10 protein-coding genes and 1 pseudogene are annotated in these 18,187 nt (G+C 68.1%); 5 read left to right on the top strand and 6 right to left on the bottom strand.

Going from position 1 to position 18,187, the window contains the following annotated elements:
* The first annotated feature begins 162 nt into the window (after positions 1–162).
* The 5 genes from UCD39_RS27925 (at position 163) to UCD39_RS27905 (ending at position 9,794) form a co-directional block, all read left to right on the top strand.
* A complete protein-coding gene (locus UCD39_RS27925) occupies positions 163–936 on the top strand; it encodes an alpha/beta hydrolase (protein WP_330498869.1) in 774 nt (257 codons plus the stop codon).
* A 34-nt stretch (positions 937–970) separates the two neighbouring features.
* Entirely contained in the window at positions 971–2,173 is a 1,203-nt protein-coding gene (locus tag UCD39_RS27920; protein ID WP_330498868.1) for an efflux RND transporter periplasmic adaptor subunit, read from the top strand.
* 64 nt (positions 2,174–2,237) lie between these two features.
* On the top strand, positions 2,238–5,432 hold the full coding sequence (locus UCD39_RS27915) for an efflux RND transporter permease subunit (RefSeq protein ID WP_330498867.1): 3,195 nt from the start codon (positions 2,238–2,240) through the stop codon (positions 5,430–5,432).
* 925 nt (positions 5,433–6,357) lie between these two features.
* Positions 6,358–7,584, top strand: a complete 1,227-nt coding sequence (locus tag UCD39_RS27910) for an AGE family epimerase/isomerase (protein ID WP_330498866.1) — start codon at positions 6,358–6,360, stop codon at positions 7,582–7,584.
* A 125-nt stretch (positions 7,585–7,709) separates the two neighbouring features.
* A complete protein-coding gene (locus UCD39_RS27905; RefSeq protein ID WP_330498865.1) occupies positions 7,710–9,794 on the top strand; it encodes a glycoside hydrolase family 31 protein in 2,085 nt (694 codons plus the stop codon).
* Positions 9,795–9,800: 6 nt separating this feature from the next.
* Here the strand turns inward: UCD39_RS27905 and UCD39_RS27900 are convergent, their stop codons facing one another.
* The 6 genes and pseudogenes from UCD39_RS27900 to UCD39_RS27875 all read right to left on the bottom strand — a co-directional run bounded on the left by UCD39_RS27900 (position 9,801) and on the right by UCD39_RS27875 (position 18,164).
* A complete protein-coding gene (locus tag UCD39_RS27900) occupies positions 9,801–10,658 on the bottom strand; it encodes a hypothetical protein (protein ID WP_330498864.1) in 858 nt (285 codons plus the stop codon).
* A gap of 6 nt (positions 10,659–10,664) precedes the next feature.
* Positions 10,665–11,828, bottom strand: a complete 1,164-nt coding sequence (locus UCD39_RS27895) for a glycosyltransferase family 9 protein (RefSeq protein WP_330498863.1) — start codon at positions 11,826–11,828, stop codon at positions 10,665–10,667.
* A 14-nt stretch (positions 11,829–11,842) separates the two neighbouring features.
* The gene (locus UCD39_RS27890) at positions 11,843–14,092 is read right to left on the bottom strand and encodes a tetratricopeptide repeat-containing sulfotransferase family protein (RefSeq protein ID WP_330498862.1); all 2,250 of its coding nucleotides are present in this window, start codon (positions 14,090–14,092) and stop codon (positions 11,843–11,845) included.
* Between the two features lie 44 nt (positions 14,093–14,136).
* The gene (locus tag UCD39_RS27885; RefSeq protein WP_330498861.1) at positions 14,137–14,715 is read right to left on the bottom strand and encodes an invasion associated locus B family protein; all 579 of its coding nucleotides are present in this window, start codon (positions 14,713–14,715) and stop codon (positions 14,137–14,139) included.
* A gap of 338 nt (positions 14,716–15,053) precedes the next feature.
* Positions 15,054–15,829 (bottom strand): annotated as a pseudogene (locus tag UCD39_RS27880) (autotransporter outer membrane beta-barrel domain-containing protein).
* Positions 15,768–18,164, bottom strand: a complete 2,397-nt coding sequence (locus UCD39_RS27875) for a beta strand repeat-containing protein (RefSeq protein ID WP_330498860.1) — start codon at positions 18,162–18,164, stop codon at positions 15,768–15,770. Before UCD39_RS27875 ends, UCD39_RS27880 begins: the two are co-directional and overlap by 62 nt.
* Positions 18,165–18,187 lie beyond the last annotated feature (23 nt).

Raw genomic sequence — 18,187 nt, 5'->3', positions numbered from 1 at the left:
CCGTGAAGCGCTGATTTATTCGGCGCAAGCACCGGCATACAGTCCACCCTGTCAAAACCAGGAGGGGCGCTTCGGCGTCCATGTGAAATGTCCAGGCCATCGCGCCATAATCTGTGTGAAAAAACGGCCAGTGGGCTTGCCGCTGGGCCGGATGAGGTGACGGTGTGCGAGACGCGCATCCCGGGCTATGCCCAGGATGTGACCTTGCGCCTGTACCGTCCGGCCGTGGCGCGCAAGACGCTGCGGCCGTCACTGCCCGTCGTGCTGGTTTTCCACGGCGGCGGCTTCACCAAGGGCGGGTTGGACGACGCCGACCCGGCGGCCCGCTTCATCGCAACTCATACCCCCGCCTTCGTCATTTCCGTCGGGTATTCCCTGGCCCCCGCCCACCCCTTTCCGGCAGCCCCCGGCGACGCCTATCGCGCCGCGCTGTGGGCCACCGAGCACGCCAAGGATTTCGGCGGGGCCGCCAATCGCTTGGGCGTCGCGGGCTATGACGCCGGCGGCCACATCGTCGCCTCGCTCACCTTCATCACCCGCGACCAGGGCGACGTGCCGCTGAAGGCCCAGGTTCTGGTCGGACCCATGTTGGACCCCAGCCTGACCCGGGTGGGGGATGAGGCGGCGCTGGGCTCGGACATCACCGTCGCCGACTGCGCCAAATGCTACCGCGCCTACCTGCCGGAGGCGGCGCAGCGCCTGCACCCCTATGCCGCACCCCTGGAATCCCGGCGGCTGGCCGGCCTGCCCCCAGCCTTGATCGTCACGGCCCAAAACGACGTGCTGCATGTCGAGGCCGAGAAGTACGCGGGCCAGCTGATCGCGGCCGGCGTGTCCACCGAAGTGACCCGTTTCCCCCGCGTTTCCCATGCCGACCTGGCGGCCGACCCCGGCGCCCTGGCGGCCATCGCCAATTTCCTCGGGCGCCGCCTGTAACGCCCCACCAAGTTGTTTTGAAGGAGTACATCCCATGACCGACCCCCGCACAAAGCCCGCACGAACCAAGCTGGTGCTGGCGCTGGCCTCTGGCGTCGCCCTGGCCGCCATCGGCGGCTTTTTCGCCCACGGGCATGGTGATGCCCAGGCGTCCGCCCCAGCCACCGCCGCCCCGCTGGCGGAGGTGGAGGTCGCCCCCGTGCTGAGCCGCACCGTCGTCGACTGGCAGAGCTATTCCGGCCGGCTGGAAGCCGTGGAGCATGTGGACATCCGTCCGCAGATCTCCGGCCCCATCGTGGCCGTCAACTTCAAGAACGGCGCCCTGGTGAAGAAGGGCGACCTGCTGTTCACCATCGACCCCCGCCCCTTCCAGGCGGCGGTGGACCAGGCGGAGGCGGCGCTGTCGTCCGCCCAGTCACGCCTGCGCTTCGCCACCACCGACCTGGAACGCGCCCGCAAGCTGATCAGCAGCAACGCCATCCCCCAGCGTGACCTGGATGACCGGGAGAACACCGCCCGCACCGCCGCCGCCGACGTCAAGGCGGCCGAGGCGGCGCTGGAGGTGGCGCGCCTGAACCTGAGCTACACCCGCGTGGTGGCACCGGTGGACGGCCGCGTCAGCCGGGCGGAGATCACCGTGGGCAACATCGTGGCGGCCGGTGCCGCCTCGGTGCCGCTGACCACGCTGGTCTCCGTCTCGCCCATCTATGCCTCCTTCGACGTGGATGAGCAGACCTACCTGCGCCACATCGCCAGCGTGAAGGACGGCAACGCCCCGGTGCAGCTGGGCCTCGCCACCGAGGACGGCTATTCCCGCACCGGCGTGGTGGAGCATGTGGACAACCACCTGGACACGGTGTCCGGCACCATCCGCGTGCGCGCCAAGTTCGACAACCCGGACGGCATGCTGGTTCCCGGCCTGTACGCCCGCATCAAGGTGGGCGGCAGCAGCCCGCACGACGCCCTGCTGGTGGACGACCGCGCCATCGGCACCGACCAGGACAAAAAGTACGTGCTGGTGGTGGGTGACGACAACAAGGTCGCCTACCGCGAGGTCGCCCTGGGCGGCATGCAGGACGGCCTGCGCGTCATCACCAAGGGCCTGAAGGCCGGTGAGCGCATCGTCGTCAACGGCGTGCAGTTCGCCCGCCCCGGCGACACCGTGAAGCCCAAGAACGTCGCCATGGCGGGTGAGACCGCCCTTCCCGAGACCCGGCACGCCGGCGCCGCCCTATGAGGCCCCTCATGAGGCCAAGGCCCATGTCGCCACCGGCGCCCACCCGTTTCCTTAGAGACCTGCCATGAACATCTCACGCTTCTTCATCGACCGGCCGATCTTCGCCGGCGTGCTGTCGGTGGCCATTTTCGTGGCCGGCCTGATATCCGTGTTCCAACTACCTATCTCGGAATATCCCGAGGTGGTGCCCGCCACCGTGGTGGTGCACGCCCAATATCCGGGCGCCAACCCCAAGGTCATCGCCGAGACCGTCGCGGCGCCGCTGGAAGAGCAGATCAACGGCGTCGAGAACATGCTGTACATGCAGTCGCAGGCCAACAGCGACGGCAACCTGGCGGTGACGGTGACCTTCAAGCTGGGCACCAACCCCGACCTGGCCCAGCAGATGGTGCAGAACCGCGTCTCGCAGGCGCTGCCCCGCCTGCCGGAGGATGTGCAGCGCCTGGGTGTGACAACGATCAAGAGCTCCCCCACCCTGACCATGGTGGTGCACCTGATCTCGCCCAATGACCGCTATGACATGACCTATCTGCGCAACTATGCCGTCCTGAACGTGAAGGACCGGCTGGAACGCATCCAGGGCGTGGGCCAGGTGCAGGTCTGGGGCTCGGGCGACTATTCCATGCGCGTCTGGCTGGACCCGCAGAAGGTGGCTCAGCACAACCTGACGGCCGAGGACGTGGTGGCGGCCATCCGTGACCAGAACGTCCAGGTGGCGGCCGGCGTCATCGGCTCTTCCCCGTCGGTGAAGGGCGTGCCCCTGCAGCTGTCGGTCAATGCCCGCGGCCGTCTGCGGACGGAAGCCGAGTTCGGCGACATCATCCTGCAGACCACAGCCGACGGCGGTGTCACCTATCTGCGCGACGTGGCCCGCATCGAGCTGGCGGCCTCGGAGTACGGCCTGCGCGCCCTGCTGGACAACAAGCCGGCCGTGGCCATGGCCATCAACCAGTCGCCGGGCGCCAACTCTCTGGCCATTTCCGACCAGGTGCGCCAGACCATGACGGAACTGGCGGCCGACATGCCGCCGGGCGTGGAATACCGCATCGTCTATGACCCGACGCAGTTCGTCCGCGCCAGCATCAACGCCGTGATCCACACCCTGCTGGAAGCCATCACCCTGGTGGTGATCGTGGTCATCGTCTTCCTGCAGACCTGGCGGGCGTCCATCATCCCCCTGCTGGCCGTGCCCGTGTCCATCGTCGGCACCTTCGCCCTGCTGCTGGCCTTCGGCTATTCCATCAACGCGCTGTCGCTGTTCGGCATGGTGCTGGCCATCGGCATCGTGGTCGACGACGCCATCGTCGTGGTGGAAAACGTCGAGCGCAACATCGAGGCCGGGCTGTCGCCCAAAGAGGCCACCTATCAGGCCATGCGTGAGGTCAGCGGTCCCATCATCGCCATCGCCCTGACCCTGGTGGCCGTGTTCGTGCCGCTGGCGGCCATGACCGGCCTCACGGGGCAGTTCTACAAGCAGTTCGCGATGACCATCGCGATCTCCACCGTCATCTCCGCCTTCAATTCGCTGACCCTGTCCCCCGCCCTGGCCGCCCTGCTGTTGAAGGGGCACCATGATGGCCAGGATTGGCTGACGCGCGGCATGAACACCGTGCTGGGCCCCTTCTTCCGCGGCTTCAACGCCGTGTTCCACCGGGGTTCCCAGGCCTATGGCAACAGTGTGGGCGGCGTCATCCGCCACAAGGGCATCATGGTCGGCCTGTACCTCGGCCTGCTGGCGTTCACCGTCTTCCTGGGCAACACCGTGCCCGGCGGCTTCGTCCCCGCCCAGGACAAGGAATATTTGGTGACCTTCGCCCAGCTGCCCAACGGCGCCTCGCTGGACCGGACGGAGGAGGTCATCCGCAAGATGTCGGAGATCGCCCTGAAGCAACCGGGCGTGACCAACGCCGTCGCCTTCCCCGGCCTGTCGGTCAACGGCTTCACCAACAGCTCCAGCGCCGGCATCGTCTTCGTCCCGCTGGACCATTACGACAACCGGCCGGGCCATATCTCGGCCGCCCAGATCGCCGCCAACCTGCGCCAGCAGTATGCCGGCATCAAGGACGCCTACATCGCCGTCTTCCCGCCCCCGCCCGTCATGGGCCTGGGCACCCTGGGCGGTTTCAAGCTGCAGCTGGAGGATACCGGCGCCCTGGGGTACGAGGCCATGGCCAAGGCCTCCAACGACTTCATCGCCAAGGCTATGAAGACACCGGAGCTGGGGCCGACGTTCTCCAGCTACCAGATCAACGTGCCGCAGCTGAACGTGGACCTGGACCGGGTGAAGGCCAAGCAGCTGGGCGTGTCGGTCAACGACGTCTTCGACACCATGCAGATTTATCTGGGGTCGCTGTATGTCAACGACTTCAACAGCTTCGGCCGCGTCTACCAGGTGCGGGTGCAGGCGGACGCCCCGTTCCGCGCCCATGCCGAGGACATCGGCCTGCTGAAGACCCGCAACGCCCAGGGCATGATGGTGCCGCTGTCGTCGCTGGTCAGCGTCAGCCCGACCTATGGCCCGGAAATGGTGGTGCGCTACAACGGCTACACCGCCGCCGACATCAACAGTGGCCCGGCCCCCGGCTATTCCACCAACCAGGCCCAGGCGGCGGCGGAGCGGATCGCGCATGAGGTCCTGCCCCGGGGCATCAAGCTGGAATGGACGGACCTGACCTATCAGCAGATCCTGGCCGGCAACTCCGCCCTGTGGGTCTTCCCCATCAGCGTGCTGCTGGTCTTCCTGGTGCTGGCCGCGCAGTACGAAAGCCTGACCCTGCCGCTGGCCATCCTGCTGATCGTGCCCATGAGCCTGATGTCGGCCCTGGCGGGTCTGTGGCTGACGGGCGGGGACAACAACATCTTCACCCAGATCGGCTTCATGGTGCTGGTGGGCCTATCGGCCAAGAACGCCATCCTGATCGTGGAGTTCGCCCGTGAGCTGGAAATCCACGGCAAGACCCCCGTCCAGGCCGCGATCGAGGCCAGCCGCCTGCGGCTGCGCCCCATCCTGATGACCTCCATCGCCTTCATCATGGGTGTCGTGCCCCTGGTGATGTCGACGGGGCCGGGTGCCGAAATGCGCCACGCCATGGGTGTCGCCGTGTTCTTCGGCATGCTGGGCGTGACCGTCTTCGGCCTGGGCCTGACGCCGGTGTTCTACGTCCTGCTGCGCAAGCTGGCGGGTGGCAAGCTGATCACCCATGAGAAGTTGGAGCAGCCCGCCATCGGCACCCACGCGGCCCAACACGCCGCCGAGTGATCGCACCCGCCGCCTTCCTCTCCCCCCTACAGGCGGCGGTTACGATGCGGCCCGGGCTCCGTAAGGGAGCTCGGGCCGTTTTTTATTGCGCCGGCTATTGGCCGTGACTGGCGACCGCTAGGCCTTGGACCTGTTCGCGCGCATTCGGAAGAGCGTAAGGATAATCGCGGTCAAGAACAGCAGTTGGGCGCAGACGAGCATGACCAACAGGAACTGATGAACCGGATCATGCGATTTGAGACAAACGCGTAAGGCGGGAGCGCTTCCAGCCATAGCCGCTATCGCCCCCGACAAGATCATTCCCGGTTTCCTGTTCACGATGACCAACCTATCGAAATTGTGGGCGGCGGCGTCACCGCGCAATGGCATCATGGGTGGCGGTTCGCGCATATCCTGAAGATGGCACCACCTGCATGGGATGTCGATCGACACCCTGTGAGGCAAAGAGCATCAGGCAGCCCGGCCTGTCTCCGCTGCTATTGGCCTGATCCAGTGTCCTGATTAGCAATCGAGTGTCTCCCTGCCCGCACTTTTTTAACAAGCGCCGCAACAATCACTAAAATTGAAATAACTATGCAGAATATGGAGCCAGTAACGAAAATTGACTTAAGAATACTGTCCGATTCCAAGGCATAGACAAGGAATCCTATGCTTGCAATTAGCACGGCCAGTGCTCTTGGTATCAGATATTTCTCTCTTTCATCCATTGAATAACCTCCAGGAGTTGAAATTTCGGCAGAATAATAAAGCCCAGCTATAGATAGAAGCCCCAGAGAGGCAAGCCTCCATGGCAATTAGATCGCTCGTGCCCCGATGCAAGCCCAACCAGTCACCGAATTATTACCGCCTTGCCCCTGGCCCGCCAGGCACCCGCCTTCTATCGTCTCGGCACCCTTTCCCGAGATGCCCGACCGGACGGTGACCCATGATGCAGGCGGCTGTGCCTTCCTCCACCACCCCCAACTCCACCCCCACCGGCGCGGTGGCGGACGCCGCCGCCGTTCGCGGCCAACTGAAGGCCTGGCTGGTGGAGCATGCCTATCCCCTGTGGTGGGAGGTGGGGGCGGACCGTGTGCATGGCGGCTTTCATGAGAAGCTGGGGCTGGACGGCAAGCCCACCAACGACGCCCGCCGCGCCCGCGTGCAGGCCCGCCAGGTCTATTCCTATTCCGTCGCCGCCCGGTCGGGCTGGAATGGCCCGGTGCGCGAGGCGGCCGAGCATGGCCTGACCTTCTTCCTGAACCATTACCGCCGGCCCGACGGCCTGTTCCGCACCAAGGTGGCGCCGGACGGCACCGCGCTGGACGATACCGTGGTGCTGTACGACCAGGCCTTCGCCCTGTTCGCCCTGGCCGCCGCGCAGAGCGCCACGCCGGAGAACCGGCTGGCGGAGGAGATGGCGGTGGCCATGCGCCAGCGCCTGCTGGACACCCTGCACCATGCCCAGGGCGGGTTCGAGGAGAGCCATCCCCGCACCCTGCCCCTGCTGTCCAACCCGCACATGCACATGCTGGAGGCCTGCCTGGCCTGGATGGAGCAGGGCGGCGACGCCGGCTGGCGTGACTTGGCGGAGGAGATCGTGGGCCTGGCGCTCACCCGCTTCATCGACGACGACATGGGCGGGCTGAAGGAGTTCTTCGACGGCGACTGGCGGCCCCAGGCCGGCACCCCCGGCCGCATCGTGGAACCCGGCCACCAGTTCGAATGGTCGTGGCTGATGCTGCGCTGGTCCGCCCTGAGCGGCAGCAAGGCGGCGGCCGACGCCGCCTGGCGCATGATGGCCATCGGCGAGGGGCCGGGCGTGGACCCGGCGCGCGGTGTCGCCATGAACGCCCTGCTGGACGACCTGACCCCGCACGACCCCGTCGCCCGCCTGTGGCCGCAGACGGAGCGCATCAAGGCCGCCGTGCTGGCGGCCCTGGCCACCCGCGACGACGCCGACCGCAGCGACGGCTACTGGACCATGGCGGCCAACGGCGGGCGCGGCCTGATGAAATACTTCGACACGCCAGTGAAGGGCCTGTGGCGCGACCGCCTGAACCCGGACGGCAGCTTCGTCGAGGAGGCGGCGCCGGCCAGCAGCTTCTACCACATCGTCTGCGCCATCCAGGAACTGGACCGGGCTCTCGCCACCATCGGTCATCCGGGCTGAAACCCTTGTTCTGACGTCAGAACAGCCGCTCCAGGCGTTCCGGCCCTGCAGGGAAACCCTGGCGGGGCCAGGGCCGATTGGGGTATGGGCTTATGCCGGGTCCGATGGCTGGCGAGGAACGGAGCATGAGCGTGGTGCAGGATATGGTCGGCGCGTCCGCGTCCCCCAACTGGGGCCGCATTCCCGCCGTGACCGTGACGGCCAATGCCCGCCTGGCCGGCACCACCGTCCTGCTGGAGACCGACGCCGGCCCGCTATGGCTGACGCTGCACAATTTCGGCGTCCGCCTGCGGACGGGGGAGCGCGCCATCGGCGGCTATGGCCTGCTGGCGGTGGAGCCGGAGGCCCTGGCGCCGGTCCTGACGGCCGAGGAAGGCCGCACCGTGGTCACGGCCGGCGACCTGACCCTGACGCTGGACCATGCGCCCCTGTCCTTCACCCTCAGGCACGGCGAACGGGTGGTGCAATCCTCCCCCACCGATGGGCATTTCGTCCGCCGCTTCCGCCTGCCGCCCTTCGCCAAACTGGACGGCGCCTGGTTCGTCAGCCTGGACCTGAAATCGGGCGAGCCTGTCTACGGCCTGGGGGAGAAGTGGGGGCAACTGGACCATCGGGGACAGTTGCTGCGGTCGCGCAATGAAGACGCGCTGGGCGTCAATGGGCAGTGGTCCTACAAGAACACGCCCTTCGCCTGGTCGCCGGAGGGCTGGGGCCTGCTGGCCCACACGCCCGCCCCGGTGACCCACGGCGTTGGCTACGCCCCCTGGTCGCAGCGGGCCTATGCCCTGGTGGTGGAGGATGACCACCTGGACCTGTTCCTGTTCACCGGCGACAACGGCGCGGCCCTGCTGAAACAATACACCGGCCTGACCGGCCGGGCGCCGGTGCCGCCGTTGTGGAGCCTGGGTGTCATCCTGTCCAAGGCCTATTACCGTACACCGGAGGAGGTCATCGCCGTGGCGACGGAGGTGCGGGCCAAGGGCATGCCCTGCGACACCATCACCTTCGACGGCCGCGCCTGGCAGGACACTGACACCCGTTTCGCCTTCGAATGGGACCCCAAGCGCTTTCACGACCCGGCCGCCACGCTGGCGACCCTGAAGGCCATGGACTTCAAGATCTGCGCCTGGGAATACCCGCTGGTGTCGGTCAACAACCCCCTATTCGATGAGCTGGCGGCCAAGGGCTGGCTGCTCAAGGACCGGCGCACGGGCGGGGCCTATCGCTATCAATGGGACCTGGAGCCATTCGGCCCTGTCCTGACCCCCCTGCCCGATAGCGGTCTGATCGACTTCACCCACCCCGACGCCTACGCCTACTGGCGCGATTGCCACAAGCCGCTGTTCGAGGCTGGCGTGGACATGATCAAGGCGGATTTTGGCGAGCAGGTGGAACCCGACATGCTGGCCAGCAATGGCGAGACCGGGCACGCCCTGCACAATGTCTACGCCCACCTTTATAACCGCTGCGTCTATGAGGCGGCAGAGACCTACTGCGCCAGCGGGCCCTTCCTGTTCTCCCGCGCCAGCTGGATCGGGGCGCAACGCTATCCCGCCCAATGGGGCGGCGATCCGCAGGCGGATTGGGAGGGCATGGCCGCCAACCTGCGTGGCGGCCTGTCCTGGGGCCTGAGCGGCGCGCCTTACTACGCCACCGACGTCGGCGGCTTCTACCGCGACCAGCGCGACCCCATCCTGTATGTCCGCTGGGCACAGGCGGCCGTCTTCTCCGCCCACATGCGCCTGCATGGCATCGGCCCGCGTGAGCCGTGGTCCTATGGGCCGGAGGCGGAGGCCGCGACCCTGGCCGCCCTGAAGCTGCGCTATCGCCTGATCCCGTATCTGCACGCCGCGATGGAGGCAGCCACCGCCACCGGCCTGCCAGTGCAGCGCGCCATGGCCCTGGCCTGCCCGGACGACCGCGCCGCCTGGGCCTTCGAGGATCAGTTCTTCTGCGGCCCCGACCTGCTGGTGGCGCCCTGCCTGAACCCGGCGGGCACCGTCACCGTCTATCTGCCGGCCGGACAGTGGCACCAGTTCCCGGACGGCGCGGTGCTGGAAGGTGGGCGCGTCCACACCCTGACCCTGGATCTCGACGAGATGGCGGTGTTCGCCCGCGCCGGCACCCGCATTCCCCTGGGCCCCGAGGTTGAGCACACCGGCGCCCTGGGCGGCCGGCCGGTCGTGGCGGGGTATTGGACGGCAGGCTGAGCTTCCTTACGGCAGCCAGCCGGGAATGGCCTTCATTTCCGACCGACGCGAAAGGGTGGCCCAGGCATCGGCCCAGCAGCAGCCGTGGTCCTGGCCGGGCACGGTGATGACGCTGGCCTGGGCGCCAGGCTGGTGCGCCACGAAAGACTGGGCGATGGCGACGTTCACCACCTTGTCATCGGCACCGACGAAATGAACCTGGGGCCGGCCCGCCAGCTTGGCGGCGTCGGCGACGGGGTCGACCGACTGCGACAGCGGCGTCAGATCCAGCATCTTGGTCCACAGGCCGAAGTCCAGGTTACCCGACACGGTGACCAGGCCGGCCACGTCGGCCCGCCGCTCCGCCAGCACCGCCGCCAGGCCGCCGCCGCCGGAATAGCCCACCAGCACCAGGCGCTGCACGCGGGCATCGGCCTTCAGCCGGTCCAGCGCCAGGCCGGCGCTGTCCACCACCTCCGGCGCCAGGCGGGCCTTGGTCCAGTAGCCCACCTGGCAGTTCCGCAGGCGGGATTCCATCACATATTGGCAGGGCCGGGCCAGATAGGCCACGGGGCCGGGGCCGGGATGGGCCATGGCCAAGCGCAGGGCCAAGGGGTCGGTGGGGGTCGGGTCCTGCGCCGGCTGGGTCGGCGTCAGATAGGCCAGGCCGTCGCCCTCGATATAGACGGTCAGCACGTCGCCGCCGGCGCCAGGGACGTAGGGTTTGACCGCCGTCGCCAGGTCAAAGCTGCCCGCCGACAGGTAATCCCAGCGCCAGCCGCCGGCCTGGGCCAGCGCGGGCCCGCGTTCCTGCCGGCCGTGAATGCCGGAACAGGCGGCCAGGCCGCCCGCCAGCACCAGCGCCACCAGGACCCGCAGCCGCATGGCGCCTTAGACCTTCTTCGCCTTGAGGTCTGCCAGCGCCTGGGCCACGCGGCCGATCACCGCTCCCCACTGGCCCCATTCCGTCTGCCGGAACAGCCGGACGGAGGGATACCACGGCGTGTCGTCGCGGTTCTGCAGCCAGCGCCAATCCGGCAGCAGGGGCAGCATGACCCAGGCCGGGCGGCCCAGCGCGCCAGCCAGATGCACCGGGGAACTGTCGATGGAGACCAGCAGGTCGACCTCCGACAGGATGGCGGCCGTGTCTTCGAAATCCCAAATCTCGGGGCTGAGGCTGACGACGTGCTTGGCCATGGCGGCGGGCGGGTTCAACGCCTGCTCTTCCTTCGGCCCTTTTTGCACCGAGAACAGGGTGATACCGTCCTGGGCCAGCGGCGCCAGCATCTCCAGTTCCATGGAGCGGTTGGCGTCGTTGAAATGGGTGGGGCGGCCGGCCCAGAGGAAGGCCACCTTCAGACCCTTGTACGGCGCCAGGCGCTTGCGCCAATGCTCCCGCCGGTCGGGCAGCGCCGACAGGTAGGGCATGGGCTCGCCCGGCAACTGGCTGAGCTGCAGGCCCATGATCATGGGCAGGCTCATCATCTCCGCATGGACATCGAAGTACGGCGGCAGCTCACCGCGCAGGGTCAGGGCATCGAAGCCCTTCATCCGCCGGGCCAGGCTAGCGGTCTCATGGTTGATTTCCAGGATGACGTTGGCCTGGCTCTTTTCCTTGGCCCAGGCGACCATGCGCATGAACTGGAAGGTGTCGCCGTAGCCCTGCTCATCATGGATCAGCAGCGTCTTGCCCGGAATGGGGCGGCCATCCCAGCGCGGGCGCTGAACCTTGCGTTCGATACGCGTGGTATGCGCCAGGCTGTAGCGGTAGGCGTATTCGCGCCAGCCGCGGTCGAACTCCCCCAGCAGCAGCAGGGTTTCCGCCAGGTCGAAACGGGTGGAGAGATGCCCCGGCAGGGCGTCCACCAGCATTTCCTGGATGGGCTTGGCCTCAAGCACCCGGCCCTGCACGCGCAGGGCCTGAGCCAACAGGGCCCACAGCGTCACCGGCCCGGTACCGCTGGCCAGCAGCGGGCGGATCATGGCCTCGACCTCGACACCCCGCCCCGCGATCAGCATGGGACGGACCTGCTGCTCCAATTCCTTCATGTCCATGGCGGCGGGCCCCGTCAGGTGGCGGCCGGCTTGCGGCGGCGGCCGACCGGCTTGGCCGCCTCCACCGACTCAGCCGCTGGCTCGGGCGCGGGCGCCTTGGCGGCGGCCTTGGGCGTGGCCTTCCGGGCGGCCGGCTTCTTGGCCGGCTCCGCCACCGTCGGGGCGGGCGCGTCCGGGGCGTTGGGGTCGATGCCCAAGGCGGCCAACAGCGGCGTGAGCTGGGCCGCGAAAGGGCGCCAGCGGCCGACGCTGCTGCGGAAGATGGGCTGGCGCACCTGGTTCAGGCTGGCGGTGCGGATGGTGCGCTGGGTCTTGTGGAAGTCCAGGCAGGCGGGGTCCCAGGCCAGGCCGCAGAACTCGATCAGGCGGCGGGCCTGACCTTCCAGGTCGTCCACCACCTCCTCATACTGCACCTCGATGAAGCGGTCGGCCGGCAGCACGGCGCGCCAATGGTCCATCAGCCGTTCGTAGGCCCGATAGAACTGGCCCAGTTCCGCCAGATCGTAGGTGAACAGCTGTTCGCGGGTGAACAGCTTGGTGTAGCAGGACAAGCAGGTGTCCACCGGATCGCGGCGCACATGGATGATGCGGGCGTCCGGCAGCGCCAGGTTGATCAGGCCGGCGAACAGGAAGTTGGACGGCATCTTGTCCACGACCTTGCGGCGGCTGCCGGCCAGCGGACGCACAAAGTCCAGGTAGCGCTGGCCCAAGCCGCCACAGATTTCCGGCGTCAGGTGGGGAGCGGTCTGCGGATAGGGCCCCAGCTGATTCACCAGGGCGTTGAAGGTCGAGAGTTCTCCGGCGGCGGCCACCTGCGGGTGGCTGGCCAGGATCTGTTCGATCAGGGTGGTGCCCGACCGGGGCATGCCCAGCACGAACACCGCCTGATCGCTTCCCGCCAGGGTGGCCTTGGCCTTCCCGAAGATGCCGGCCGGGAAGGCAGCGGCAATGTCGGCCATCCAGCGTTCGGTCGCAGCGGAATCATAGCTGAAGGTGGCGCGCTTCTGGCGATTGCCCTCGTTCAGGTAGCCGAAGGCCCGGTCGGCGTCGCCGATGTCCATCCAGGCCTTGCCCAGGGCGAAATTCAAGGCAGTGCGATCCGTCTGCGACTGCAGGGGGTCGGGCCCGTACAGCAGGGATTCCATTCGGGTGACGGCGGGATCGCCCGCCTGGAAGCGGTGCAGGTCGGACAGGTTGAACCAGGCGGAGGCGGAGCGCGGATACTGCGCCAGCACCTGTTCGAAGGCGACCTTGGCCTCACCCTTGTCGCCGCGCTCCATCAACACGACGCCCCGGTTGATCAGGGCCTTTTCCGGGGCGAAGCCCAGCGTCTTCGACGCCTTGTCGAAGGCGGCCAGCGCCTCTTCATGAAGGCCGACGGCCTGCAGCACCTCACCCAGGACGTTCTGCGCCTCGCCATTCTCGGCCTGGATGGAAACGGCGCGGCGGGCATCGCCCAGCGCTTCCTCCAGACGTTCCAGGTGGCGCAGCGCCGTGGCGCGCACGGTCAGGGCGCCGGCATGCAGGGGGGCGTAGCTCAGCAGCGCATCGATCCAGCGCAGCGCCTCCTCATTCCGGTTACGGCCCAGTTCCACCGCCGCCGCGTTGATGTACGCGTCCGAGAGGCGCGGGTTCAGGTCGATGGCCTTGCGCGCCGCGGCCAGCGCCTCGTCCGGGCGGCCCAGATCGTTCAGCAGATTGGCCAGGTTGCTCTGCGCCTCGGCGTAGGCGGGCGCCAAGTTCAGGGCGTATTCATAGCGCTGGCGGGCCTGGTCCAGCCGGCCCATGCGCTTCAGCGTGTTACCCAGGTTGTTGTGGGCCTCGGCGTAGTTGGGCTGCAGGGCCACCACCCGCTCCAGGCAAGACAGGCTGTCATCCAGCTTGCCCGCCTCCTGCAGGATGATGCCCAGGTTGTTCCAACCCGCCACCAGGGTGTTGTCCATCGTGACGGCGCGGCGGGCGGCGACCTCGGCCTCCGCCAACAGGCCGCGCTGGCGCAGCATCTCACCCAGGTTGCTGAGGTAGACGGAGGGGACGCGAGGCGCCTGGCAGGCACGCCGCAGATGGTCGATGGCCAGATCCAGATTGCCGTAGGCGTGCGCCATCAGGCCCATCAGGTGCAGGGCGTCCGACTGCCCGGGCCACAGCGCCAGCACGTGTTGGCACAACCGTTCGGCCTGGTCGGCCTGGCCGGCGTTCCAATGGGCATGGGCCTGGCCCAGCGCCTGCTCAACGGTCATGGTGTTCTGCGGTTGGGTGCTCATGGCTTCGCGCGCTTCGTCAGGAAGGGGTCGGGGCGGGTATTGGTTCAGGGCGTGCGTTTGGGCGGCACCGGCAGGGCCTTCAACGCCGCCGCCAGGCCATTCAACTGCACCGGGATGTCCATGGCGGCCTTGTCGCCATTGATGTAGCGGACGGCAAGAACCTTACCGCCGGTGAAGTGGTCCAGAACCTTGCCGTCTTCAAGGTCCGCCGCGGCGACGCAACCGCCCTGCTGGCAGGCGTCGAAGGGCAGGGCCAGCGGCTTGTCCTGGTCGACGGTCAGGGTGATGCCCGGTTGCAGCAGCACGCCCAGCGGCGTGGTCAGGATCAGGCGCGGCTTGCCCTCCGGCCCCAGGTAGCCGATCTGGACATGCAGCATCATGACATTCTGCGGGGTGACGATGGCGAACTGCTCGACGTAGCAGATGTCGGCCCCGGCATCGGTCTTGGCGCAGCTCTTGGACCATAGCGGCCCCGGCGCCTGCTTGACCTCCGGCCCCTTGGCGGCGGGGGGGCCCGCGGGAGGCGCCTTGACCGGTTCAGCCGCCGCCGCGGCGCCCCCCATGTGCGCCATCACGGTGCCGGCCGCCACGACAGCCGCCACTGCCCTCGCCATCATGCTCATCTCGGTACTCCGGCCCCTGCAAGTATGCGGTACATCCGCTTATAGAATGAAATGGCGGCATACCGCCACGCCCGAACACGGCCCTGGTCCTGCGGGACCCTTGCCCCGCATGAATGGGCATTAAGGGACTAACCAGCAGGGCGATAACAACGTCAAGTGCTCAAACGCTTTTCCGCCAGCATTTGCCTGATCGGGCACATGGCGGCCGATGTACCCAGCGAAATCACGAGCCGCATCTGATCAATTCTGATAATTATGGCAAGTATCAACCAAGATATGGCGGCTCTTCATACGGCCGGGGGACGGCGAACCGCTGTTTGATTCGCGCCCTGCGGCGGTCAAAAGGCCCAGGTGGCGCGTAACACGCCGGCGTGGCTCTGGTAATCGCGGCGCAGGTCGCCCGTATATTCCAGCCGCAGGCTGACGCCATCGCCTTGGCGGAGGGTGGCGCCAACACCGATGGCCACGCCATCGGCGTCAACTTGGGCGGTGGTGCTGGCGAAGGCGACACCGGCCAGCACGCCCGTCGTGGCGACGGGGCCGTTCAGGTAGTCGTGCACCCAGGCCAGCCGCACCTCCGGCGCCAGCGTACCCAGCCCGGTATCGATACGGGTGGCCAGGACCGCGCCCACCTCCTGCGTGAGGTTGCTGGTGACCAGCGCATCGATGGACAGGCCGGCGATTCCGGCATCGTGTTCCTGGTAGCCGTGGTTGGTCAGCCGGACGGCCCGCAGGCTGTATTGCGGCGTCAGGGTCAGCGCCCCCGCCATGGGCAGGTCGTAGCCCACCGCCACCTTGCCCAGATATTGCTCCCCCCGTAATCGGCATTCGCCCGCGCGCCCAGGAAACCGATCCAGCGGCGTTGGTCGAACTGGTTGTAACCGACGCTGACCTGACCCTGGACGGACAAGCGCCCCCCGATGGCGTCCGGCCGCCAGACACCGTAGGCCGTCAGTTGGTAGCTGCCCACGCGCGTCAGGCTTTGGGCGGCCATCCCCTGGCCGACGGCGGCGCTGTTCAGCCAACTGAAGGCTAGGCCGGCCATCACCTGGTCATCGGCGTAGCCGTCGACGCCGATGACCAGACCGGCGCTGGAGGCGCGATAGCCCGCCACGTCCGCGGTGGTGGCGCGCAAGGCGCCGCCGCCCAGAACCTCTCCCCAGAGGACGCCCCGCTGGCCCTCGGATCCCGCCGCAGCACCGCTGCCCATCACCGCCGCCACGGTCTGCTGGCGCTGACTGATGGCCGTGGTCGTGGGGGTGGTCATGGTCAGGGCCATCTGCGGCGTCGTCTGGTTGGGCGCCAGTTGCGCCACCGCCCTTTGCTGGTCGGCGCCCGACAGGCCGGCCAAGGACGTCAGCACCGCCGCCTGGAAAGCCGTGGCAGCGGGGCCGCCGCCGGCCGCGATCATGTCCAGAGCGGCCCCAGTGCCCATGGCCGCCCCCCTTGGGCCCGCCCCACCGCAGCATAACGGGCGGTGGCCGGCGGGGTGGGGGTTGACGGACCGGTGGGCGTCGTCGTGCCGCCCCCGGTGGTGCCACCGTTGCCCGTGCCGCTATCCGTCCCGCCGGTGCCATTCCCGCCTGAGCCGGGGCCCGAACCAGCACCCGTGCCGCCCCCTGGGGTCCCACCAATCGTTTCCCCCGTGCCGCCCCCTGGGTACCCCCTGTCGTGCCCCCTGTGGTGCCGGAACCGGCGGTGTTCAGCATCAAGACCAGTTGGGTGTGGCCGCCGGTGGTGATGGTGGAACTGGTCACCGTGTAGCCAGCCGCCGTCAGCACCAGGTTCGATGCCGTGACGCCACCGCCGGCGGAGACGATGGTATAGCTGCCGGGCGTCAGCGCGCCGCCACCAGTGGGCCTGAGCGTGACCGCCCCGCCCGTCAGGCTGGCGCTGCCGCTGATCACCAAGCTGCCGTATCCGCTGGCGGAGGCGACGCCGATCACCAGGCCACCCCCCGTCTGGCTGTAGCTGCCGGTGATGTTGATGGCCGTATTGACCAACAGGGTGGCGCCGCTGTTGACCACGCCATGGGCGCCGACGTCCAGATGGTCGTTCAGCAGCAGCGTGCCGGCGATGAAGCGCACATCGGCCAGGCGGCTGGTGATGCTGCCCAGCCGGCTGGCGGCGCCCGTCAGCGTACCCGGCGCATCGTCGGTGCCGCCGCTGATGGCCAGGGCGATGGCGGATCGGTTCACGATGTCACCGGCGATGATCCCACTGTTGGCCAGGGTGCCCAGGGCGCCGCCGGCCGCGATGTACAGCGCCGTGGCACCACCGGCGGTGTTGGCCAGGGTGCCGGTGACATCAAGCCTGTCGAGGCCGCCGCCGACATAGTCGTTGCCGGCCACGGCCAACAGGTCGCCACCCTGGGTGACGCCGGTGGCGGACAGTCCTTCGACCCCGCTGGTCACGGCGGCGCCCCCGTAGCGCGAGCCCGCCCCGGCGTGGATCAGGGTGACGCTATCGCCCACGCGGTAGGTGCCACCAGCGTCGACACCCGCCGATACCACGCCACCGGAAACCGTGGCCGCGCCGCTGACGCTCAGCACATGGCCACCGGCAACCAGCGTCCCTGCCGTCTGGTTGAAGGCGCCGGTAAGGGCTACGTCCCGGGACAGGATGAGGGTGGCGCCCGTGTTCGCCACCGTGTGGCCAGTCGCGTCGATGGCGTCGCCCAGGCTGATGTCACCGGCCACGAACGCCAAATTGCTGAGGGTGTTGCGGATGGTGCCGCCGGCAAGCGTGCCAACCGTGCCGCCGCTGCCGCCGGTCACCGCCAGGTCGTTGCCGCTGGCGTTGACCACATCGCCGATGATGGTGCCGGTGTTCGCCAGCGTGCCCAGGGAGCCAGCGGCGGTGATCATCACCGCCGTCGCGGCGGAGAGCATGCCACTGTTGGTCAACGTGCCCAGGGTGCCGCCGACATAGTCGCTGACCAGGGTCAGGATCAGGTCGGTCGCGGTGCCATTGGTGGCGGTACCCAGGGTGGCCGTGAAGCCGGTGGCCGCGGCCGTCAGGCCGCTGGCGGACAAGGCGCCCGCCGCGATGAGGGTGTAACGATCGCCCGCCAGCAGGTTGGCCCCCGCCAGCGCCGCCACCGCCATCGTGCCGCCGGTCAGGCTGGCTGTACCGCTGACCGCCAACTGGCCGGCCGACGCCCCGCCGATGCCCGCCATCAGCGTACCGCCCGTCTGGGCGTAGTTGCCAGTCACGCTGACGATGCTGGACAGCAGCACCGACGCCCCGCTGTTCACCAGCGTATGGGCGCCCACATCCACCGCGTCGTTCAACAGCAAAGCGCCGGAGGACAGCACCACATCCGCCCCGCCGCTGACGAGCGTGCCCTGCGCGCCGGCCAGCCCCGTCAGCGTGCCCATGGCGGCGCCAGAACCCCCAATGATGCTGAACGTGTTGGCCGAGGCGTTGATGATCCGCCCCGCGATCACGCCGCTGTTGGCCAGGCCGCCGA

The sequence above is a fragment of the Nitrospirillum karajorum genome (assembly GCF_036348415.1).
GTDB classification, from domain to species: Bacteria; Pseudomonadota; Alphaproteobacteria; order Azospirillales; family Azospirillaceae; genus Nitrospirillum; species Nitrospirillum amazonense_B.
Note: the sequence above shows the minus strand (reverse complement) of the source record. Positions and strands in the feature narration are given on the sequence as shown.

What these genes read in the sequence shown, in the direction of transcription:
- UCD39_RS27920 (WP_330498868.1), top strand. Translation starts at nt 971, where the DNA reads ATGACCGACCCCCGCACAAAGCCCGCACGAACCAAGCTGGTGCTGGCG.
- UCD39_RS27915 (WP_330498867.1), top strand. Translation starts at nt 2,238, where the DNA reads ATGAACATCTCACGCTTCTTCATCGACCGGCCGATCTTCGCCGGCGTG.
- UCD39_RS27910 (WP_330498866.1), top strand. Translation starts at nt 6,358, where the DNA reads ATGATGCAGGCGGCTGTGCCTTCCTCCACCACCCCCAACTCCACCCCC.
- UCD39_RS27905 (WP_330498865.1), top strand. Translation starts at nt 7,710, where the DNA reads ATGAGCGTGGTGCAGGATATGGTCGGCGCGTCCGCGTCCCCCAACTGG.
- UCD39_RS27900 (WP_330498864.1), bottom strand. Translation starts at nt 10,658, where the DNA reads ATGCGGCTGCGGGTCCTGGTGGCGCTGGTGCTGGCGGGCGGCCTGGCC.
- UCD39_RS27895 (WP_330498863.1), bottom strand. Translation starts at nt 11,828, where the DNA reads ATGGACATGAAGGAATTGGAGCAGCAGGTCCGTCCCATGCTGATCGCG.
- UCD39_RS27890 (WP_330498862.1), bottom strand. Translation starts at nt 14,092, where the DNA reads ATGAGCACCCAACCGCAGAACACCATGACCGTTGAGCAGGCGCTGGGC.
- UCD39_RS27885 (WP_330498861.1), bottom strand. Translation starts at nt 14,715, where the DNA reads ATGAGCATGATGGCGAGGGCAGTGGCGGCTGTCGTGGCGGCCGGCACC.